Annotated in this window: 13 protein-coding genes; 9 read left to right on the top strand and 4 right to left on the bottom strand. The window is 41.0% G+C overall.

Annotation, left to right across the window (positions count from 1 at the left end; all coding sequences use genetic code 11):
* Window positions 1-512 precede the first annotated feature (512 nt).
* The 4 genes from F824_RS0119570 to F824_RS0119550 all read left to right on the top strand — a co-directional run bounded on the left by F824_RS0119570 (window position 513) and on the right by F824_RS0119550 (window position 10,620).
* Window positions 513-3,209: a cation-translocating P-type ATPase gene (locus tag F824_RS0119570; protein WP_019599634.1), complete on the top strand. Its 2,697-nt coding sequence runs from the start codon at window positions 513-515 to the stop codon at window positions 3,207-3,209.
* Between the two features lie 676 nt (window positions 3,210-3,885).
* Window positions 3,886-8,877 (top strand): PAS domain S-box protein, encoded by a 4,992-nt coding sequence (locus F824_RS26965; RefSeq protein WP_019599633.1) that lies wholly within the window; start codon window positions 3,886-3,888, stop codon window positions 8,875-8,877.
* Between the two features lie 70 nt (window positions 8,878-8,947).
* The gene (locus F824_RS0119560) at window positions 8,948-9,559 is read left to right on the top strand and encodes an outer membrane beta-barrel protein (protein ID WP_019599632.1); all 612 of its coding nucleotides are present in this window, start codon (window positions 8,948-8,950) and stop codon (window positions 9,557-9,559) included.
* Window positions 9,560-9,873: 314 nt separating this feature from the next.
* Window positions 9,874-10,620, top strand: a complete 747-nt coding sequence (locus tag F824_RS0119550) for a 2-oxo acid dehydrogenase subunit E2 (protein WP_201769089.1) — start codon at window positions 9,874-9,876, stop codon at window positions 10,618-10,620.
* An 832-nt stretch (window positions 10,621-11,452) separates the two neighbouring features.
* Here the strand turns inward: F824_RS0119550 and hemG are convergent.
* Window positions 11,453-11,983 (bottom strand): menaquinone-dependent protoporphyrinogen IX dehydrogenase, encoded by a 531-nt coding sequence (hemG, locus tag F824_RS0119535; protein WP_201769090.1) that lies wholly within the window; start codon window positions 11,981-11,983, stop codon window positions 11,453-11,455.
* A 207-nt stretch (window positions 11,984-12,190) separates the two neighbouring features.
* On the opposite strand from hemG, the gene F824_RS0119530 reads away from it, so the two are divergent.
* From F824_RS0119530 to F824_RS26260, 3 genes are all read left to right on the top strand, one after another.
* Window positions 12,191-13,663: an ethylbenzene dehydrogenase-related protein gene (locus F824_RS0119530; protein ID WP_031327279.1), complete on the top strand. Its 1,473-nt coding sequence runs from the start codon at window positions 12,191-12,193 to the stop codon at window positions 13,661-13,663.
* Window positions 13,664-13,756: 93 nt separating this feature from the next.
* Window positions 13,757-14,140, top strand: coding sequence for a c-type cytochrome domain-containing protein (locus F824_RS26265; RefSeq protein WP_019599625.1), 384 nt, complete (start codon window positions 13,757-13,759; stop codon window positions 14,138-14,140).
* Between the two features lie 12 nt (window positions 14,141-14,152).
* The gene (locus F824_RS26260) at window positions 14,153-15,160 is read left to right on the top strand and encodes a DUF5777 family beta-barrel protein (RefSeq protein ID WP_019599624.1); all 1,008 of its coding nucleotides are present in this window, start codon (window positions 14,153-14,155) and stop codon (window positions 15,158-15,160) included.
* Between the two features lie 245 nt (window positions 15,161-15,405).
* Here the strand turns inward: F824_RS26260 and F824_RS0119515 are convergent, their stop codons facing one another.
* The 3 genes from F824_RS0119515 to F824_RS0119500 all read right to left on the bottom strand — a co-directional run bounded on the left by F824_RS0119515 (window position 15,406) and on the right by F824_RS0119500 (window position 19,414).
* On the bottom strand, window positions 15,406-16,938 hold the full coding sequence (locus F824_RS0119515) for a Ppx/GppA phosphatase family protein (RefSeq protein WP_019599623.1): 1,533 nt from the start codon (window positions 16,936-16,938) through the stop codon (window positions 15,406-15,408).
* A 220-nt stretch (window positions 16,939-17,158) separates the two neighbouring features.
* Entirely contained in the window at window positions 17,159-18,871 is a 1,713-nt protein-coding gene (locus F824_RS0119505; RefSeq protein WP_019599621.1) for a GMC oxidoreductase, read from the bottom strand.
* Window positions 18,872-18,874: 3 nt separating this feature from the next.
* Complete coding sequence (locus F824_RS0119500; protein WP_019599620.1) at window positions 18,875-19,414, bottom strand: gluconate 2-dehydrogenase subunit 3 family protein; 540 nt, start codon at window positions 19,412-19,414, stop codon at window positions 18,875-18,877.
* 577 nt (window positions 19,415-19,991) lie between these two features.
* On the opposite strand from F824_RS0119500, the gene F824_RS0119495 reads away from it, so the two are divergent.
* The gene (locus F824_RS0119495; protein ID WP_161629742.1) at window positions 19,992-20,822 is read left to right on the top strand and encodes a GLPGLI family protein; all 831 of its coding nucleotides are present in this window, start codon (window positions 19,992-19,994) and stop codon (window positions 20,820-20,822) included.
* Window positions 20,823-20,887: 65 nt separating this feature from the next.
* A complete protein-coding gene (locus tag F824_RS0119490) occupies window positions 20,888-23,476 on the top strand; it encodes a Plug domain-containing protein (protein WP_019599618.1) in 2,589 nt (862 codons plus the stop codon).
* Window positions 23,477-23,549: the final 73 nt, after the last annotated feature.

Raw genomic sequence — 23,549 nt, 5'->3', positions numbered from 1 at the left:
TTTGCGATCTCCGCGAAAACCTTAGCGACCTTTGCGCGAAAAACTTAACACAAAGACTTTTTCCAAATCATTTTATAAACCTCAAATAAAACTACCCTCCCCAACCTCATTTCTTTGCGGTCTCCGGGAAAACCTCGGCGACCATTGCGCGAAAAATTCAACGCAAAACTCGACACAAAACGCAACAAGAACTTCGCCAATACCCGGAAGGTTTTCTTATGATTGATTTAATTTTAGGGTCCGAATAAAAAGGATTAAATTGGTTTGTAGAGAGAAATTAATTAGAAGAAACCTTGATTTAATTCTTAAACCCGACAAATACTTTATTTTTCCTTATGGGATTGAAACCAAAAAAAAACCAGCCTATTCTGAGAAGAAGCGGTTGTCCCGATCGAGTGAAGTCAAAAACAGCAACCACCTGACCGATTATTTAGCAATTTCAGGCTGAAATGCAATTGGTAATGCATAACGAGTTGAATTTTTAATCATCAACATCAAAGGCAAGCAACAACATGAAATTCCACTCCCAGTCGCCAGAAGAAGCCCTTAAAAATCTTCAAAGTTCCATCAATGGGTTAGATCAGGAGACGGTGGGGAAAATCCGAAAAAAATATGGTTGGAATGAAATCCCCGAAAAAGGCAGAACTCATTGGATTTGGATCTTATTGAGACAACTCAAAAGCCTTTTGGTTTTCATTCTATTGATAGCAGCCACCATCAGTTGGTTTATTGGTGACATGTTGGATGTTTATGTGATTCTGGGGATCGTGATTTTGAATGCAGCCATTGGTTTTTTTCTGGAACAGAAAGCCGAGAAGGCCATATCCGCATTGAAAAAAATGATGGTGGTCAAGGCAAGGGTACTCCGCAACGGGAAATCCATAATTGTAATGGCTCGGGAGTTGGTGCCCGGTGACATTGTTGTGTTGGAGGAAGGCGACAGTATCCCGGCGGATTGCAGGGTCATCGAGTCAAAAAACTTGCGCTGCATCGAGGCATCCCTAACGGGGGAGTCGGTTCCTGTGGGAAAACAAACGGAGGCCCTTCCCGAAAACACGGTACTTGCCGATCAAATAAACATGCTCTTCAAAGGCACATTTGTGGCAAGTGGCTTTGCCAGGGCGCTGGTGTCGGGGACAGGGACCAACACCGCAATCGGTGATATTGCTGACACCCTGAGCTCCATCAAGAACGAGAAAACCAATTTTCAGAAAAAGACAGACATTCTTGCTACCCAGATGAGCGTACTCGCCATTGTCAGCGCAATAATACTGTATGTACTGGGTAGTTATTTCAGTGATTTGTCGAATGAAGAGTTGATGCTCATTTCGATTGCTGCATTGGTAGCTGCCATTCCAGAAGGGATGCCCGCCATCCTTTCGCTGGTTTTGGCCATAGGCTCTCACAGGATGGCCAAACGAAATGTCATCATCAGACAATTGAATTCTGTGGAAACCTTGGGGGCCGTGACCGTCATCATCACCGACAAAACCGGGACCCTTACCCAAAACAGGCTCATCGTAGAAAAAATAATGCAACTGGATAAACAGGAATTCAAGGTTGGTGAGGAAGGCATTACCCAAGTTGAAAATTCGGAACAAAATCCCACGAAAATCGATCTCCAAAAAAATCCAGCCCTTGACAAGCTCCTGCAAATTGCGGCCATCTCCAACAATTCAGAAATCAAATACAACCAGGAAAAAAAGACGGATGAAATCGTTGGCGATCCCACAGAAGGAGCCCTTAAAGTGATGGCAAAAATCGGTGGGATTATTTTGGCCGATACGGATAAATCCAAAAAAATTGATGATTTGCCCTTCAATTCAAAGTTGAAATACAGGGCCACGCTTTTTGAGGACAACAATAGAAGGGAATTATTTGTCATCGGCGCTCCAGAAAAAATCCTGGAAATCTCCACCAGATTCCTTGACAAGGAGGGTGAAAAAACCAAAACCGAAGAGACCAAAAAACACATCGAGGGCAAGATTGAGGAGTGGTCCAACGATGCCATGCGGGTCATCGGATTGGCCTATAAAACCACGGATGCCGCCACAGAAAAAATCTCGGAAAAGGATATTTCCAATCTGGTTTTTGCTGGCATCGTAAGCATGTTCGATCCGCCTCGGCCAGATGTCAAGCAGTCGATAGAGAAATGCCGAAATGCAGGAATCCGGGTCATCATGGCCACTGGTGATCATGTAAACACAGCAAAGGCCATTGCCAGGGAAACAGGCATCATTTCCACTCAAAAAGAAAACGAAACCCTAGCCTTGACTGAAGCGGATTTGCTGGACTTGGATGAAAACGGATTTGCCGAAGCCATCCAAAAGATTGATGTTTTTGCAAGGCTAAGCCCACGCATGAAATTGAAGATTGCAGATCATTTACAAGCCAAAGGCGAACTCATCGCCATGACCGGGGACGGTGTAAATGATGCCCCAGCCTTAAAAAAAGCTGATGTGGGTGTATCGATGGGAATCATGGGTACGGATGTGGCGAGAGACGCCTCAGATGTGGTCTTGGCCGATGATAATTTCTCCACCATCGTCAACGCGGTGGAAGAAGGCCGAATTGTGTTTACCAATGTCCGGCAAACCAGTTTTTTCCTTATCACCACCAACTTTGCCTCTCTCTCCATCTTGATTGTGCTTGTCGCAATGGGGTATCCCATTGCGCTTACCGCTACGCAAATCCTATGGCTGAATTTGGTGACAGATGGGGTGGCCGATTTGGCATTGGCGGCAGAAAAAGGACATGGAGACGAACTTTCAGAAAAGCCTGTTCACAAAAACGAGAATATTCTGACCCGAAAAGCATTGCCCATCTTGTTGTTGATTGCCTTGTTTATGATGGGCATGTCCTTGGTGACCTACTTTTATTATTTGCCCCAGGGCATCGAGACCGCCAGAACCATGGTGTTTATTGTCATGGCCTCCAGCCAGCTTTTCAACCTCTACAACATGCGTGCTTTAAAAAAATCTGTGTTCAAGATCGGCTTTTTTTCAAATCCATATATCAATGTTTCCATGTTATTTTCCTTTGCGATTTTGATCGGAATCATTGAAATCCCATTCTTTTCAAGCCTTTTTAAATTTGTTCTTGTCGATCCTTGGGAATTTGCTATTCTCATTTCCATTTCTTCAATAGTCCTATGGATGGGTGAATTATTCAAATGGGTCAAGAAAAAATCAAATCCAAAGCAACCTTGAGTTCTCAAAATACAGAAGGGTCCCATTTCCCAAAAGATTAAACATTAAATATGCATTCCGTTTCCAAATGAGATTGAAACCGCAAGAAAATCAGGCTTTTAGGAGGCCAATTCCTCGCACCAATAAGGCAAAGCCAAAACAACCCACACCTAGCTGATCCTCAGTTAATCACAACCTTGAATTGTGTTCGTAATGGATTAAAGGGTTTAAAGCTGAAATATAAATGGCAGAACATATCACGTGTTAAAATCATCAAAAACTAATTTTCTTTAAAATCCAATTTTGCAAAAGACAAATCTCAAAAAGATTCATTCAGAGGGATAAGCTTTTGAAATCTTTTATTGGCCCGAAATATTTATTGGACAAAGATTGTTTCACTTTACCAATTTCGAGTAATTCGCCTTACCTCCAAGTGATGCATAAATTGTCTTTTCTATTTTGATCCTTTTGGCAGACTCGAAAATACCTTGATCATAGGCAAAACCAAGTTTTAGGAATTCATTAAAAAATGAACTAAATTAAATGCTCAGTACCATTCGCCATAAAATTCGATGGAAGGTGAACTGAAAATTACCCGCATAGTTGAATTCAAATCACCCAAAGCAACCTAAACCAAAAATCAACACACTGCTCTTATCCTACAATTTTCAAATGGATAAAACAAAACCATTTCCAAATGATCAATAACAAAACCGATATTCGGGACAAGACCCTGTTGATGCAAACTGAAGCATTGGCTAAAACGGGCTGTTGGGAATTGGACCTATTAAGTAATGAAGTCTACTGGTCTGATGGTGTATTTCATATTTTAGAGTATGCCCCGCAATCTTTCAAGGTTGATTTTACGATCGGGACAAAAGTCATCCATCCGGAAGACAGGGAAAAAGCACTCGCACACATGCAAGAGGTGTTGGAAACAGGAGCCGATTACAACATCGAAAAACGATTTGTCACAAAAAACGGCAATATCAAGCATATCCGGTCCTCTGCCATCCAAATGAAGGATGAAAATGGGAAAACCATCAAGTTGACAGGTGTTTTTCAGGATATCACGGTAATGGTGGATCAACAATGGAAACTGAATCAATCCAATGCTGCCCTGGAAAGAATTATGGATTCCTCTCTGGATGTGATCTGTACACTGGATGAACATGGGAAGTTTTTAAAAGTAAGTGCGGCGGCTGAAAATATCTGGGGATACAGCCCTGAAGAGTTAAAAAACAAAAGTCATGTGGATTTTGTGCTCGAGGAAGACTATGACCTCACACAAAAATCCACGGAGCAAATTAAATCAGGTGTACCGGTGACCAACTTTGAAAACCGGTACATCAGAAAAGATGGCGGTATCATCACAGTCATTTGGTCTGCCCGATGGGACAGCGCTGATAGAATCATGTATTGCGTGGCAAGAAATGCCACAGAAAAGAAGATCGAGGAAGAAAAGCTTTTGAGGAGTGAAAAGCGCTTTAAAGCTTTGGTGGAGAATGGCGCAGATGCGATGATCATCTTGGAGAAAAATGGAAATGTGAATTATGTTTCACCTTCTATCACCAAGGTTTTGGGTTATACGGAGGAGGAAGCGATGCAGCTGAATTTATTCGCTTCTATCCATCCCGAAGATGTCGCAGGTATTGTAGACAAAATGGAAGAAGTATTGGCAAATCCTGGAATCCCCATTCAAGGGCACACGGCAAGGACGCTTCACAAGGATGGTTCTTGGCGTTGGCTGGAATCTACAATCACCAATTTATTGAATGACCCATTTATCAATGGCATTGTGGATAATTTTAGAGATGTTACAGAAAAAATAACTTCGGAAAGAAACCTCAAAGCATCTGAAGAAAAATATCGGCGGCTTTTCAATACCAGTCCTCTTCCCAAATGGATTTATGATTTGAATACATTTCAGATTTTGGATGTAAACCCTACCGCATTGGACCATTATGGGTACAAGCGGGAAGAATTTCTATCCCTGACCATGACATCCATAAAACCCCTCGAGGAAGTCCCAAGGCTCATCCAATTGCATGAAAAAACCCGACATCTTCAGGAAAGGATATCTTTTGGCGTGTTTACCCACAAAAAAAAGGATGGTGAGTTGATGCGAATGGATGTGACAGGACATCCCTTGCAGCTCAATGAGCGTGATTGCATGATGGTGGTCTGCATTGATATTACCCAAAAAGAAAAATCATTCAAGGCCTTGCAGGCAAGCGAGGCCCGTATCAGGGGATTGTATGAGTCCCAGACCAGTTACGTGATCCGAACAGATCTAAAAGGAAGATATTCATATGTCAATGAAAAATTCAAAATGGATTTCGGATGGCTTTATCCAAATGGAGAAATCATTAGAGAAAACTGTTTTTTATCCATTATAGCCTCCGATCACCAGAAAGTTGCGGAAGTGGTCGATCAATGCCTGCTCCACCCTGGAAAAGTCTTTAAAGTTGAAGTGGACAAACCAAAAGAAGATGGCTCCTACATGTCGACACTATGGGATTTTGTTTGCATTGCAAATGAGGAAGGCATTCCATTTGAATTACAGTGCGTGGGGATTGATATTTCAGAAAGGATCCAAGTTGAAAAGGCACTTTTAAAGAGCAATGAACGCTTTGAATATGTAAACAAAGCGACAAACGATGCCATTTATGATTGGGACATAGAGAAAGATTTGTTTTATTGGGGAGATGGATTTTATCGCAATTTTGGATTTCAAAAAGACGACAAACCGTTTCGATTGGAGGATTGGGCAGCATTGACACATCCAATAGATCGGGACAATAACCAATCTGATTGGACAGAATTTTTGGAAGACAAATTCCGGCAAAGGTGGTTGGGTAATTTCCGATTTAGAAGGAATGATGGGACATACGCATTTGTAGAAGAAACCGGACACCTGATTCGGGATGCGGACGGAAAACCAAAACGGATGATTGGTGCTTTGCGCGACGTATCGATAACCAAACAGGTCGAAGTCCAAAAACAAATCCAACAGCAAATCGCCAATATCTTTAAGGAGGATGAAAAACTCTCCACTATTTTAAAGAAGGTGCTGAATTTCCTCACCGATTTCGGGGATTATAAAACTGCAGAATTCTGGCTTCTCGGAAATGAAAGAAATCTATTGCATAGGGTTTCACATTTTTCGAAGGATGATATTGCAAAAACATTCTACAAGGAAACCGAATTTGTCAAACAGGTCAAAATTGGAGAGGGGATTTCCGGTTGGGTTTGGGAAAGCCAAAAAACAGAAGTTTGGGAAAACATTGCGGATTCAAAGGATTTTATCAGAAAGACCGCAGCACAAAAGGCAGGTATCAACACCATCTGGGGTATCCCACTTTTCCAAAACGAAAGATTTGTGGGCGTCTTGGTCCTAGGCAGTAAAAAAACACGCCAAGAAGCTGGTGACAATGTCGCATTTCTCAAACCATTGGAAGATTACCTTGGGACGGAAATCAAAAGAAAACAACAAGAAGAGGAACTCCATTTATTTTTTCAAAGCGCTCCGGAAATTTTGGCCATCGTTTCTCCCAACAGAAAATTTATAAAAGTCAATCCTGCATTCTGTAAGCTCTTAGGTTATTCAGAGGAGGAGCTCACTTCCCAACCTTTCGATAATTTCATCAATCCAAAAGACCTGAAAGCTACTCAATTTGAATTTGAGGAAACCATTACCGGCGATCGGCAAGCCAATAATTTTGTGAACCGGTTGATGACAAAATCCGGTTCCCATAAATGGATTTCCTGGAATTCTTCAAGTATTTTTGGGGAAGAAAAGTTGGTTTTTGCATTTGGAAGGGACATTACTGAAAAGAAAGAACTTGAAGATTTACTGGATAAGGCCACGAGTTTGGCGAAAATCGGCACTTGGGACTTCAACCTAAAAGACAATGAGCAAGAATCACAGTACTGGTCAGAAATGAGCAGAGAAATCCTTGAAGTTGATTCGAGCTTTATTCCGACTTTCGAAAATGGACTATCCTTGTTTGACGAAGACAGCAAAAATAAATTGGTATTGGCGGTCAATCACTTGATTGAAACGGGAGAAAATTTTGACTTGGAGCTTCTGCTCAATACCCCTAAGGGAAATAAAAAATGGACACGTTGTCTTGGGGAATCGGAACGCATAAATGGAGAATGCATCAAAATATTTGGGAGTTTTCAGGATATTCATCAGCTCAAGAGTGCCGAAATCGAATCATTAAAATCACTGGAGGAAAAAAACACCATCTTGGAAAGTATCGGGGATGCCTTTTTTGCCTTGGATAAAAATTATACGGTCACGTACTGGAACAGATTGGCAGAAACCTTACTCTTTACCCCACGGGAAAAAGTATTGGGGAAAAATTTATGGGAGGTGTTTTCAAATGCCGTTCATTTACCTTCCTTTCAAAATTATGCCAGAGCGATGGTAGAACGCGAAACGGTACATTTTGAGGATTACTACGCCCCTGTTGCCGGCTGGTTTGAAATCAGTGCATATCCCTCCAATGATGGAATCACCGTTTATTTCAAAAACATTACCGAAAGAAAAATAGCAGAAGAACAGATCAATAGAACCAATGATCGATTTGAAAAAGTCGCATTGGCCACAAACGATGCAATATGGGACTGGGACTTTGAAACCAACCAAGTAAACCGGACTGGAGAAGGATTCACGAAAATCTTTGGCTATTCCAATGAAGAAGCAAACAACGACGGATATTTTTGGCAAAAAAAGGTTCATCCAAAGGAATTGCAAGCGGTCATCCATTCCCAAACCTTGGTTTTCGAAGATCCACACCAAAACTTTTGGGAAAAGGAATACAGATTTCTCAGGAAAAACAACACCTATGCCTTTGTGTATGATCGGGGATTTATCGTCAGAGATGAAACTGGAAAAGCTATCCGGATGATCGGCGCAAGTCAGGACATTACCTATCGAAAAGAGTATGAAAGTTCACTGAAGGAACTCAATGACGAATTGAAAAAACACACTCGGGAATTAGAAATTTCCAATACCGAACTTGAGCAGTTTGCGTATGTCGCCTCACATGACTTGCAGGAACCATTGCGGATGATCACAAGTTTTTTGGCGCAGTTGGAGAAAAAATATGCAGAACAATTAGACGAAAAAGCGCGACAATACATTCATTTTGCAGTAGATGGTGCAAAAAGGATGCGACAGATAATTTTGGATTTGTTGCAGTTTTCCCGGGTTGGAAGATTTGAAGATCAAAAAGAGATGATCGATATCAATGAATTGGTGGACGACTTTCGGATTTTGAGACACCGATTGATTCAAGAAAAATCCGCAACTCTCCTCAAGAACTCCCTTCCTTTGATAAGCAATTATAGAGCACCATTGACGCAATTGTTCCATAATCTGCTTGACAACGCACTCAAGTATAGCAGGCCGGGCATGGGGCCGGAAATCAACATCCAGGCAGTGGACAGGGATAGCCATTGGGAGTTTTCTGTTCAGGACAATGGAATTGGTATCGAAAAGGAATATTTTGATAAAATTTTCGTGATTTTCCAAAGACTGCATGGAAAAGAGGAATTTGACGGAACAGGTATGGGATTGGCCATCGTGAAAAAGATCGTTGAAAACCTAAATGGAAAAATTTGGTTGGAATCAGAAATAAACAAAGGGACCACGTTTTATTTTACGCTTGATAAATAATTCATTATATTAGAGTCTTTATTGAGGTTAATTTAAGTTTAATAGTATTATTTCACTAAATTAATAAACTATGAAGCACTTTTTCCCTCCCAGAAGGTCCGGATCATTTTTTTTGATCGGTACCTTGACATTTTGTTTGGTTTTGGCATCCTTCGTTTCAAATGCCCAAAATCGGTGGAGCGTGGAGTTCCGTCCGGGATTTAATCTCCCCACCAGTGATGCGGCTGATGGGGATCTGAAAAATGGCTTTGGGCTTGAAGGCACTGTTGCCTATCGATTTTTGCCAAATCTCAGCGCCTATGCGGGATGGAGCTGGAATCGTTTTGGTTCAAAGGAATCCTTTGCAGGAACAGATTTGGACTTTGAAGAAACGGGATATACTTATGGACTGCAGTTCCTATATCCTTTGGGTGCTTCCGAAACCAGTTTGTTATTGAGGGCGGGTGGCTTGTGGAACCATGTTGAAATCGAAGATGACGATGGCAATACCCTTTTTGATACGGGCCATGGATTTGGATGGCAGGTGGAAGCAGGGCTTTCGATTCCCTTGGCGGAGCGATTTCGCCTGCAACCCAGTGTTCGGTACAGGTCATTTTCAGGAGGGCTTGAAATCGGACCTTTCACCAGGGATTTGGACTTCAAATATATTTCCCTGGGATTGGGATTGAGCTATTTATTTTAAGCTGATTTTTTGTTCGATTGGATCCGTGCTATTCATTGCCAATTCAATTTTAGATTTTAATTGTTTATTAATCAGCTACTTGTTTGGTAATTTTGACTTTACCATATTGGTATTGGCCCTTATTTTCTTTCCGTTTCAATCTGAGTTGGAAAAGGAATGCATATTTCGGGATAAAATTGAGGGCTCTGAAAAAAGGGTATTGTTCATTTTTTCATAAGCCCAAATATCTGCTTTGGAATTCATGTGCTTTACTTTCCATTTTTTGAAACAAAGATATGATCAGCCACAAAACCCATCGATTTCCTAAAACCAGAATGGCTTCAATCGACATTTTCGGAATTGGGAGAAGAAAGCACCATGTGGTTGCCTTGGTTGAAATAGACGTAACCGAAAGCAAGAAAAGGATAAAGCATCATCAAGAATCAAGTGGCAAAATTACTTTCACTTCTTGGCTCATCAAAGTGATCAGCGATACCGTAAAGAGCCACGAATTTGTTGCTGCCTATCTTAAGGGAAATCGAAGCTTGCTGGTTTTTGAGGACGTCAATGTCTCGCTTATTGTTGAAAAAGAGTTGAACGGCCAAAAAATCCCCCTCCCATTGTTGATCGAAAAAGCGGATAAAAAGAGCATTGAAACCATCACCAATGAGATTGGCGTTGCGCGTGAGAATCCATTAAACAAAAAAGACATTGTCCTCCAGAAAAGATCGACAGCAATGGAGAGGTTTTATTATTTCCTACCCGGTTTTATCAGGAGAGCCTTTTGGAGAAATTTACTGAAGCATCCCCACCTTGCTTTTTCGAAAATGGGCAACGTGGCCATCACTTCGGTCGGAATGATGGGCGAAGTTCAGGGTTGGTTTATCCCCTCCTCCATCCATCCCATTTGTTTTGGGATCAGTACAGTTTCCAAGAAACCATGGGTCATCGGTGAGCGAATTGAAATCAGAGAAATCCTCCACCTGACAATCCTGCTGGATCATGATGTCGTGGATGGCGCCCCGATGGCCAGGTTCATTTCAGAATTGGCGGAGAATATGGAAAAGGGAAAAGGTCTTTAATCAAACAATTCCCATCCGTTGAAACCGATTTGTGTTTGGTGATTTTGTGAAATTTTCTCGAATTTTATCATTTCGATTTGTCACACCAAAAACTCATTTCTGAATATCTATAAAATGATGTTGGGCTCGTTATTTATAGCTTCATATTTATATTAGGCTATAAATAACAGTTCGCAACCTTTTGCATATTTATCATTTTCAGTGGATTACCCATGTTTATTTATTTTTTTTACATTCAAATGAAACTCATGGTCCGTCACTTACAAGAGATTCAAGGTGGATAAATCGGGAAACCTTCAACCCTAAATATGCATTAGGTTTGTTAAAAGTTATTGAAACTCCAAGAAATCAGAATAATTGGAGAATGTGTTGCTTTGCCGATATAATGAAGTCAAAACAGTAAAAAAGAAACTGGTTAAACCCGTTAAATGCATTACGAACTCAATTCAATATTATAATTAACTGATATTCAATTAGGTGTTGATTGATTTTGACTTCACCTTATTGGTATCAGGAATTATTCTCTCAATAGTCTGATCTTCTTTCAGTTTCAATCCCATTTGGAAACCCATTGCATATTTCGGGTTAAACCAAAACATGAGAGAAGGAGCAAATTTTCATTGACGATCATTCCAATGATTTCTTTTGTCAAAACCCGGGACCGTATTTTTCTTGAAAGAAAAGGATTTAAAGTCAATGCAGGAGAGGATAATAAAGTCTCCGGATTTGTATCGGAAGAACTTATTTTTAATTAATCGACGAGAATTTAAACAGTATTTTACACCCGAAATTGCAATTTTTAGCTCGCGTATTCACCTAATTGTATATTTCATTAAAGAAGTGAGATCTCTTTTCCGAACGTATGGACACGATCCCAATCTGTATATTCAACCGGACCTTTAGGGTAAATGGGACCTTTGGTTAGCAGCATGATCAGCCGGATCATCAATGCATCTGTAAATGAATATTTTTCATAATCCAACATCCCTGCAAAAATCCCAACAAGGGCAGGTTTCCATGTGGAATTTGTTAAAAATTTAGCAACATATGGATTGGTATCCTTGGAGTTTTTATTCGGTTTCCTAGCCACCAGATTTACTGAAATAAAAATCGATTTTTTTTCATTTAACTTTTCTGAATTTTCGCTAATGAGCTGGATCATTTTAGGATGATGTTTGCCATACCTGATACTGGAGGCCAAGATAATTTTTCCAAAATGTCTAAAATCAATACCGCCTTCATTCACTGAAATCATCTCTACAGCATGGTTTTCAGACAAAAGAATATTTCTGATTTTATCACAAATTTTTTGGGTTTGGCCATCGACCGAGGCATAAATTATGACTGTTTTATTTGACATCATTCCGTGAGATTAATTCAAAAAACATAGGTAATAAAGACTATTTAATTGATTTTTTCACTGACGACTGTCATGTTTTTACATGAAATATGTCAGGACATGGGATCAAATAAAGCTTTAACATTACAGATGAAATACAATTGATACACTTCACGAAATTTTTACGCCATGTCAAGAACCAACCTACAATCAGCAAAACACTTCCTTTCTATGCTGGGAGTAATTACAGCGGCAGGATATTTAACAAGCTGTACCCATGATGACCGGGTATTCACACCTCCGACACTGGAAACACCGGCTCAGGTAAGTACACAGGTGGCTTATGATGCCACAGACGTAGCCTTTAGATTTACATGGAAAAGTCAGAAAAAACTTTACCCGTCAGGATTGCCCAATACTGGCAAAAATTATCCGATGCAATTCCATGACATGCTCAAGCACGACGGGACAAAATTTGACCGTTTACCTTCAGGACAAAGATTGGAGGAGGACAGAATCTCCATCATGTTTAACCAACAAGCGGGTGGTATTCAGGGATTTTCGGCGGCAGGATGTGCCATTACCTGTCACTCTGGGATGGAAAGCCACCACCTTTTGACAGATGACATCCTTGACCATTGGCATTGGAGAGGCGGAAGAAGTGGGCCTATGGGTTATGCAGAAGATGCTGCTGTAAACAAAACCGAAAGAATAAGAGATAATCTGGGCACCATGCCCACAAAATTTTTAAGATCCGGTGGTGACAGACTTCGGGAGGACCAAGGCGCCTTGTCGGGAACAGGACATCCTGTTTTGACAGATGGGTTACCTCGCTTTGTGTTCAACAAAGGAAAATCATTACCCGGGAATTTTACAATACCTGCTTATTTCTTGGCAAATGAATCAAACACTATTTTATCAAATCCACATGTTGATATCTCTGCCATAAAAGACGTTTCCAAAAACAGAAGTTTATTGGTGGTGTATCAAGACAGAAATTTTGATACCCAAGACAAAGTCAACGCACTTGATTTGGGCTACTTGGTATATGTTGCCCTAGGAAGTGTGGGGCATCTCCCTTCTCACCTTCGTGATGAAAACAGTAATGACTTCAATACCTGGAAATCATTTTCGGCTACAGAAAGTAAAATAACTACCGCAACTGCCGCCCTTACCAAACTCAATGAGGTTCATGCAGAATGGACTTCTTCACAGAAAATGGCCATGGTCACCAGAAGTGTTGGTTTCATTTACAATTCAGACCAACATGACATTACTTCAGAAAGATTCTATGACCAAAGCAAAAATGAATGGACTGTAATCATGAAAAGGAAATTCACGACTGGTTCTGAAAGAGATGAAGATTTGGCAGGTTTGAGAAATGGTTCAAAATACACCATAAGCTTTGCCATGCATGATTCAGGAGCTGGATCTGAAACACATGATATTTCAATCCCATATAGTCTTTCGAACACCACCGATACAGATATTCGAGCGATCTCGGTCGGCAGTATTCAAAATGCAGACTGGAATAGTATCCCTGCCTTGGAAACCAATTGGGTAAAACAAGCTCTGATGCCCAAATACACAAGTGATTGGTTGAAGAGTGGTGCACATCCTGGTTCAGGTTCTTTGGAATCAACCACCTGTGGAACTTGCCATACTGGAGCCCAATCTCTATTGAATGCCTCAATTTTGGATTAGTCCTAAAGGAACATCAACAAATTGAAGCTGGGAGAAACACGATATATCCATCTGAAATGTTTCTCCCAACCTTAATCAGAAATCCAAACAAATATGAAAAATCTAAAAAAATTCTGGCTCTTGGGGCTTTTTTCAGGATTGCTCCTCCTTATGAATGCCTGCTACTATGATCAATACTTACCGGAAACACAAGATGTGGGAGAAATGTCATTCTCTGGAGATATCATGGTCATCTTCAACACCAGCTGTAACAGCGCAAGCTGCCACGGTGGTGCGGCTGCTCCGGATTTAAGACTGGACATTGCCTATAATGCGCTCATCAATGGCAATTACATTGACAAAGCGAATCCTGAAAACAGCGAATTGATCCAATGGATGAGGGGAGATAGAAGCCTTTCCATGCCGCTTAGCGGTCCAAACCCCACTTACAACGCCAAAGTTTTGGCATGGATAAACCAAGGGGCACTCAACAATTAAATTCCTCCAATCATGAAAAAAACTAACAAATCCATAACCCTTCTCGGAAGTTTACTTCTTGTAACCTGCTGTTATTTTATTATTCCAGAGGCAAATGCACAAGAAAAAACAAAAGCAGGAAAAGAAAAGGTAGAGGAGCCCGAAGATGAGCTCCAAACGATTTCGGTACACAGCAGGAAGCTTCAAAGAACAGGCAATACATTTGAAAGTACCTGGATTATCGACAACCAGACGACGCTTGTTCCGATGAAGCAAACTTTCCAGTTTGATATTCTTCACAGGTTTGGCACTGTAAACAATGGCTTCGATGACCTATGGGGAATGTATGCCCCTTCAAACATCAGGATGGGCTTTAGCTATACACCCATCAACAAATTGATGGTCGGTTTTGGTCTAACTAAGGACAGGATGCTTTGGGATTTCAATGCCAAATATGCCTTTATTAGCGAAGATTCAAAAACCCCAGCTCCCGTAAGTGTTACCTATTTTGGAAACGTAGCGCTTGATTCTAGACCTGAGGGAGGCTTTGTTCATAAATCAGATCGATATAGTTTTTTCCATCAACTGATGGTATCAAAAAAGGTAACGCGCGATTTCTCAATTCAAGGATCCGTTAATTTCTCCCATTTTAACGCCGTAGAAGCATTCTTGGGACAAGAAGAACAAAAAATCGCGAAGATGAAAAATGACCATTTTTCCTTTTCTGTTTTGGGTAGATATAAAGTTTCTGATGCCTTTGCCTTTATCGGGAATTATGATCAACCCATCACCAAACACAATCTGAACAATCCAAATCCGAATATAAGCCTTGGTGTAGAATTGGCAACACCACTTCACGCATTCCAGATATTTATGGGCAATTACAAATGGTTGGTCCCTCAGTACAACAATGTTTTCAATAGGAACGACCCCTTTGACGGGAGATTCCTGATCGGATTCAATATCACCCGATTGATGGATTTGAAATACGAGAACTTGGGAGAAATGATGTTTAAGAGAAAAAACAAAGAAAAAGAGTAATTCAATTTATTTTTAGAGTCTTGATGAATAAAAAAGTCAGTTTTAAGCTGGCTTATTTATTCATCAAGAACAATGAAAACGAGTTCTCAAGCCCCATTGAACACTTTTGGCGAAATAGAATTTTACAAAAAACGAGAATCTAAAATTCCCCTGAATGCTCATTTTTTAGATAAAAATCATCATGGCAATGATTTTTGTTTGTCCTCCACCACTTTCTCAAATGACTCGGAAAAACCTTTTAGGGATCAGCCCTTCACCACCTCAATTTTTCTTTTCAAAAATCCAGAAAGCGTATCCGAATAGCGTTGGGCTTCCCAGATTTCCATATCCAGGTTTTCCTCCCCAAATATTTTGATGGTGATTTTTTTATTGTCTGTTATGCAGTCGATATTTTCAACCCATTGATTTTTGGTTTTGTCCAAACCCACGGCAATCCTCAAAATCCCTGCAAGACCGCGAAGCATCATCCGCTGTTTTTTGTCCAATCTCCTGAATTTCTTGTGCCGTTTTTTGGGGCCTGACTTGCGGTGGTAGCGGGCCAGATGGGACAGCAGCATCAATTCTTCATTGTTGAATCCCCTCAATCTTCCATGCAGAATCAAATATCTGGAATGCTTTTGGTAATCCTGGAAATTGACAAACAAGCCAACATCGTAAATCAAACAAGCATGGCACAGCAATTCCTTGGATAGACTTTTCATCCCTGCCAACCCATTCAATTGGTCAAACAGCTGCATGGCCAGTCTGGAAACATGCTTTTTGGGTTCAATATCGGTCCCATATCGGGCAGCCAACAACAAGCTGCTTCTCTCGCGAAGATTTTTTCCATCCCCGATTTCCTCCAGCTTTTGACCGTTTTTTTCGATATAATCAATGATCAAACCCTCACGAAGGGAGGCGTCGCAGAGCGTGATTTTGTCTGCTCCCGCAAGTTCAAGCAATTCCAACAAAAGCAAACCACCCAGATGGACGGCATCCACCCGGTTTGAACTGATCCCCGGAATGTCTGATCGCTTTTCAGGCTCCATCTGAAGGAGCTTCTTTACTATTTTTTCGAGATCGCCAACCTTCACCACCTCGGCATTGACCGAATTGACGATGGTTGTGTCATTGGAAATAAGGCAGGCCTCGCCCAAAGAACGAATGGTTCCCGAAGTGCCAATGACCCTGGAAAATTTAAATGTTGAGATTCTTTTAAAAATCTTTTGGGCAGTTTCCCTGACATGCTCACGCAAAGCTTCCTGCTGATTTGCATCCAGCGGTCCTTGAACACCAACCCTGTCCAACAAACGGAGTACTCCCAATTTAAGACTGCTTTTGAAAAGCACCGAATCCTGGTTGCCTATCACTGCCTCCGTACTTCCCCCTCCAATATCCAGGACCAAAGCATTTTCTCCCCGAAGATCAATTGCCTTTCTGACCGCCAGAAAAATAAGCCTTGATTCTTCCTTTCCAGAGATCAATTGTGGAATAAGGCCTATGTCCTGAATCAATCGATCCAAAAATTCCCTTCCGTTTTTGGCTTCCCTTGTGGCTGAGGTGGCGGCGGTGATGATTTCTTCAACTCCGTATTGGTCGGCAAGCTGCACATATCGGGTGATGGTCTCGATGCCGGCATCAAATGCCTTTTGGTTGATGCGCTTGTTGGCAAAAACGCCTACGCCCAACTTGACCATTTCCTTTTCTTGGATGAGTACTTCAAAAGTCTGTCGGGAAGTCACCTTCACGATGATCATGTGGATGGAATTGGTACCGATATCGATCGCTGCGAGATTCATGTGGATAAGGTTTATTGGAATGCCGAATATACCCAAAAACCTTGGGCCATTCCATTGAAAAAGAAAAAGGTAAAACCAAATTGGGCTAAAAATCCATCAATTTGGACGGGCAAATGCTTTTCCCTTCTCTTTTAATTACTTCTAAATAAGCTATAAGAATAAAAGTCTTCTAAATACCAAATAATTGGACAAAAAGTCCAATTTCTATATACCAAATACTTTAATCAAAAGTACCCTTTTTCAACTCCTCAACTGCAAAATTCGCCGCCCTTGCCGTAAATGCCATATAAGTCAAGGAGGGGTTTTGCGTGGCGGTGGATGTCATGCAGGCACCATCGGTCACGAACACATTTTTGCAGGAATGAAGCTGATTCCATTTGTTCAACAAGGAGGTTTCCGGGTCAAGGCCCATTCTGACACCTCCCATTTCATGGATATCTGAGCCCGGAGCGGAATGGGAATCCCTTGCGGAAATATCCGTGAATCCTGCTTTTTCAAACATCTCTGTCATCTGGGCCATGTAATCCAACACCATCTTGTCATCGTTTTCGGTCCAATCACAGGAAAGCACCAATTGCGGAATGCCGTATTTGTCTTTCAAGGTTTCGTGCAGCCTGACATGGTTGGTCTCGATGGGGATCACTTCCCCTTGCATCCATCCACTGACCCACCAGGGCCCAAGTGTCCGGTCAAACAAATTGGCTTTCAACGCTTCTCCGATTCCTCCACGGCTAAATTGGACTGCTCTGGAGGAGGAGCCAAAACCCACCGCATAGCCTCTCAAAAAATCTGTTTCCTGTTTGAAAACGTTCCTGAATCTGGGGATATAGCTGTGGCTTGGGTTTTTTCCAGTACTCATCATGTCTTGAAATTCCTCGCTTCTCCCAGAAATATGGCCCCGGTAATTGTGCCACGAAATATATTTCCCTAGCAATCCATTGTCATTTCCCAGCCCATTGGGGAATCGGGAAGAGGTGGAATTGAGCAAAATCAAATTGGAATTAAGGGCAGAAGCATTGACAAAAATGATCTTGGCAAAATACTCAGAAGTTTGTTGCGTCTCCGAATCAATCACCCTGACACCGGTGGCTTTTCCTTGGCCTTCATCATAAATGATGGAATGGACCACCGAATGAGGCCTCAAGGTCATATTTCCCGTTTTTTCTGCCCAAGGGAGCGTGGATGCATTCGAACTGAAGTAGCCGCCCAAAGGACATCCTCTATTGCACAGGTTTCGGTTTAAACATTTTGCCCTTCCCTGTTCCCGGTGGATTTCCTCCGGTGCTGTGATATGCGCGCATCGACCATGGATCAAGTGGCGGTCCTTGTAATTTGCTGCCAGTGTTTTTTGAAAGTGCCTTTCGACACAACTTAGGTCAAATGGCTTCAGAAATTCTCCATCCGGAAGTTGGGGCAATCCATCCCTGTTGCCTGAGATACCGGAGAATTTCTCCACATGGCTGTACCAAGGCGCGAGATCCTTGTACCGAATGGGCCAATCGACTGCATAGCCATCCCTTGCAGGGCCTTCGAAGTCATAGTCGGACCAACGCTGGGTTTGTCTTGCCCAAAGCAAGGACTTCCCTCCTACCTGATATCCGCGTGTCCACTGGAATGGTTTTTCCAGAACGGTTTCCTGTTCTTTCTCCTTCATCCAAAAATGGGCGGTGGACTCCTGAATCCTGGCACCACGGGCACCGAATTCCTGTTGCTGCTCCAAAGGGATTTTTCCACCGAACTGGAAATCCCATGGATTTTTTGTGGCAGTGGGATAATCCTCAATATGTTTTACATCTCGGCCCCTTTCGAGGACCAAGGTCTTCAATCCTTTTTCACAGAGTTCCTTCGCCGCCCAACCTCCACTGATTCCGGAGCCGATGACGATGGCATCAAAGGTCATTTCTTTTTGGGCGTCTATCGCTATATTGGCCATGTTTTAGATTTTAAAAGGAGTGTTAGGGACGGCAACACAGCCATCATAGCCTCCCGGCACCATTTGGTAATTGGTGAAATTGGTCAGGAAATATTCCGAAGTGGTGTATCCCAATACCGTCAGTTCCTTGGCCAAATCGAAAAATTCTTTGTCTGCTTCCAATTCAGCATTGTCCAAACCGATGAGCACCAATTCCCGCTCTGGCTTTTCAAGGGCATTGTAGGAAGTTTTGAACATCATTTGGGATTTGCTTTCCAGTTTGGAAAGCCCCTGGATAAATTTATTTTGAACTTCAAGTTCATGGCAATTGGCAAGAATCCGATCCACAAATCCATGGACCTCCAATTCCACCGCGCCAAGGGTATCGGTTTTGGGAATCAAGGTATCCACCAAGCTTTGAAGGTTGGCTTTTTGAAGGGCGTTTAAGGGAAGCAATTTAACCTCCGGCAGGGCATTTTCTTCCAGTCCTGTGCCGCAGCCCGGCAGGAGCATTATTCCCCAGATGCTGATCGCCAAGGATTTGAGCGCGGTTCTTCTCTCCATGGACAAAATCAAATAAAAATACCTCGCATTTGCCAATCATTTGGGATGGATGGTGAATTAATGGGATTGAGATTTTGGCTTCACCAATTTCATTGTGAATGGTAATGATGGTCTAGGAAAATGGGGGTTCATTGAAGATTGAATTATCAAACATTATAATCAATACACATTTGAATAAAAATCATCTCTTAATTAATTCAATACCAATGAGGAGTTTTAATCATTAGTATTGAAAGAAAGGGTTTGTCGGAATTTTAAGTTCTTCGGGAAATCTTAGCAGTATTTTCAATTACGCTGCAACCCATCCAGTGGCCGAAAGATCTCGGTTTCTCTTCCAGTATTCGAATTAACAAAGAAGAATCAAAATCAACACCCCCATTGACAACTATTTGATTCCCCGGCTTAAAAAAAAATTATTTAATTGATTTACAATTTTTTACGAAAAAAAAAAAAAAAACAAATTTAGTCAATAGTTTTATTAACTAAATTTGTTTTATCTAGGATAAAATTAGTTCTTGCCGCTAACAGTCTAATTATTTGGTATTTGTTTCAGATTTCTAACCCTTAAATGAAAAAGATGAAAAAAACTCGCCTAATTTTCTTTTCTATACTATTGATTTTCTTTTTGAACAACCCTGCGGAGGCTCAGGAAGCGAATTTTGCATTTTTCTACGAGGTGGAATTTTCCGGGGACAGCTTAAATCCAGAAAAAAAAACAAAAGATTTAATGGTTTTGTGGCACAGCGATACCTTGAGCTTGTTCCAAAGCTATCATGGTTACCAGCAGGATTCGGTTGTGAACGAATATATCAAACATCCTGAAAACAGAAAGGGTAAAGATTACACCCAACTCATGCTGGATATGACCGTATTTCCCTATCCGATATTTTTATATAAAATTTTTAAAAGCATTAATGAAAATACCATCGTCACCTACGACAAATTATTCAAAAACATCTATGTTTATCATCAAGCAAAAAACCAATTCCATTGGAAATTGGAACCGGGAGAAAAGGAGATCAATGGATACAAATGTAAAAAAGCAAGACTTGATTATGGGGGTAGAACATTTTTCGCATGGTATTCTCCAGAGATCCCGATCAATGATGGCCCTTATTCATTCAATGGGTTACCGGGACTCATCGTCGAAATAGCAGATACACAAAATCATTACCGCTTCACGCTGGTCTCCTTGAAAAAAGGAAAATTTGACATCTCTGACCAAAGACCTTCAAGCGCCAGGGCCACCGATAAAAAGAAATACTTTGGTATTAAAGAGGAACATAAAAAAAATATTTTTAGTCAAATGAGTGAATTCGATGCCAGTAGAGTAAGCCCTGAAGATGCTAGACGAATTCAGGAAAGATACCGTCGGGCAAATAATCCTTTGGAATTAAAATTGGATTAATGCTAAGGACTATTAAATATCTAATTTTTTTATCACTTTTTCTTCTGCTCTCTCTGGGTAAAGGGATGTGCCAGAACATCATAAAAGGAAAAGTGATGTATCAGGATTCCAAAGATCCTTTACGCTCAATCAATGTGATGGCCATCGATATTGAAAATTCCGAAACACTGGCTTTCGCATTCACCAACCAAAATGGAATATTTCAAATTGAATTTGCAACGGATCAAGACAGTGTTTTGATAAGTTTTAAATCCATGACGACCAGAGATTTTATTTTAAAAACACCTTCCAAGACTCAGGAATTGGAAATCTATCTGGAGGAAAAAGAAATCGAACTGAACGAGTTCACCCTGGAAGGAATCAAAAACCCCATCACACAAAAGAAAGACACAATTGAATATACCGTATCCTCATTTCAAAGCACGGGTGACAGGCACATAATTGATGTTTTGAGGAGATTGCCTGGAATCGATGTCAACAGCAATGGCACCATCAATTATCAGGGAAAAGCGATTCAAAAATTCTATATCGAAGGTCTAGACTTATTGGAAGGGAAATACAATTTGGCGACCAAGAACCTTCCGGTCGATGCCGTCAAATCCATCGAAGTCTTGGAAAACCACCAACCGATAAGGATGTTGGACAGCTTGGAATTCAATCCGAGAACCTCATTGAATTTAACCCTTAAAAAGAAAGATGTCTTGATAGGCAATGGACACCTTGGGGCAGGGATTCCTGGTTTGTGGGATTTAAAAATCGCGCCAATGCTCTTCAATGCCAATTCCCAAACGATTCTGAGTGCAGGCACCAACAATACCAGCAACGACCTTTCCGGAGAAGTGAAAAATCTATACTCAGACAATTTGAGCCCAAACCAACCCAACCCTCTTCAATGGTTCAACATTACCTCCACCGGCAATGATGAAATCGATAAAAACCGTGTGGACTTCAACAGGAGCCACTTGGGTTCCATCAACCACCTCTTTAAAACGAAAAAGGCTCTTGAGATAAAAGTTCTCTTTGATTTTTCACTGGAAAAGGTGGAAAATCAATTCTCCAATCGTCAAACCTACCTGACAGGAGCCGACACATTGGATATTCTTACATCCGGGATTCAAAATCAACGAGACAAATCATTTAATTTTGATCTGGGCCTATTAAAAAACACGGACAAAAATTATCTCAAAAACAACCTCAAAATCAAATACAAGGATGTGTACAACAATCAAAACAGATTGTTCAACGACTCAAACAATTCCCAGAGGATCAACAACAATCAGCTGTTGGTAAACAATGCATTCAACAAATTGCTGAATTTCAAAAATAAAATAATCGATTTAAAATCCACGATCAATGTCATCCATGAAGACCCTGATTTAATTGTTCAACCCTCTTTCCTAGCATTCCAAGAAGGCATGCGGACTGGAGACATGCCGGGTATACAGAAAGTCAAATACAATAATTTCTATATCGACAATTCCATGACAGTACGAAAATTATCGCTTCTGGGAATCCCCACATCGTTGGTTTTGGGGAATTACTGGAAGCGGGAAAAACTAGCATCAGAATTATTGATTCCTCAATTGCCGATTTTTGAAAACCAGGAAAACAAGATGGATTTTGAAGAAAATACCAGCTACGCAAACGCCTCCTGGAATTTTGTCAAAAAAAACAGCAACATCACCCTAAAGGCGCCCCTTAAATTCTCTTATTTTAAAAACAGGGAAACCGAATCAGAAATAAAACCAACTTACACCAAGTTGTTCTTTGAACCCGGATTTTTCTGGCAGTTGGAATTGGGACAACAAATCACCAATAGACTTTCCTTATCAAGGAGAATATCAGTGGGCAATATCAGCGATCTCTATACAGGATACATTGCCTCAAATTATCAATTGCTCAACACCAATTCTTCAGATTTGCCGATCTCCAAAAACAATATTTTCCTGCTCAATCAAAGTTTTAAGGATCCTTTGATTTCTCTGTTTATCAATTCAACTTTTACAGCCAACTTCTTTGAGAAAAACACATTGACAGAAAACACGATTCTTCCGAACGGTGGAATTGTCATCAATTCGATAAACAGGACCAACACCGGGAAAACTTTTACTTGGGTCGGAGATGCGAGCAAATATATCCCAAAACTAAGGACAAGTCTCTCCACAAGTTTAAGCTTGACGCGTTCGGTTGTCGAGTTATTATTGAACAGCCAATTGCAGAATCTAACTTATTCGCAAAAAACCTTAAACTTCCGTCTAAGTTATCGGCCTGTCCAAATCCTGAATTTTGAAATACAACAAACCCATTCCATTGTAAACTCAAAGGCACAGGAATCTTTTGACAACAAGGTTTGGAGAAATAAATCGAATGTCAACCTCTATATATTCCCCATCAAAAACCATCAGATTTCTCTCACCTATGCGGCTCTAAATTTCAAGTCCAATCTCAACAGTTCCAGATCAAATATAAACTTCTTGGACTTTGACTATTCAGTGATCGTCCCCAAAACAAAATTTGAATTCCATCTGTCCGGCCAAAACTTGCTGAACAAGAACTTCTCCTTTACCACCTCCAATTCCTCCTATCTGATCACAGAACAGTCCCTCTTGCTCAGGCCAAGACAATTCGTTCTTAAGGCCATCTATGCTTTTTGATCTCTCAGTCACCAAGGATTGAGTTTATAAAAGGAGAAGTGAAGAGTATTCGTTGCGCAGCCCCAAAAAGTCT

This window comes from Rhodonellum psychrophilum GCM71 = DSM 17998, assembly GCF_000381545.1.
Taxonomy (GTDB): domain Bacteria; phylum Bacteroidota; class Bacteroidia; order Cytophagales; family Cyclobacteriaceae; genus Rhodonellum; species Rhodonellum psychrophilum.
The sequence above is the reverse complement of the archived record's forward strand: the minus strand, read 5'-3'. Positions and strand labels throughout refer to the sequence as shown.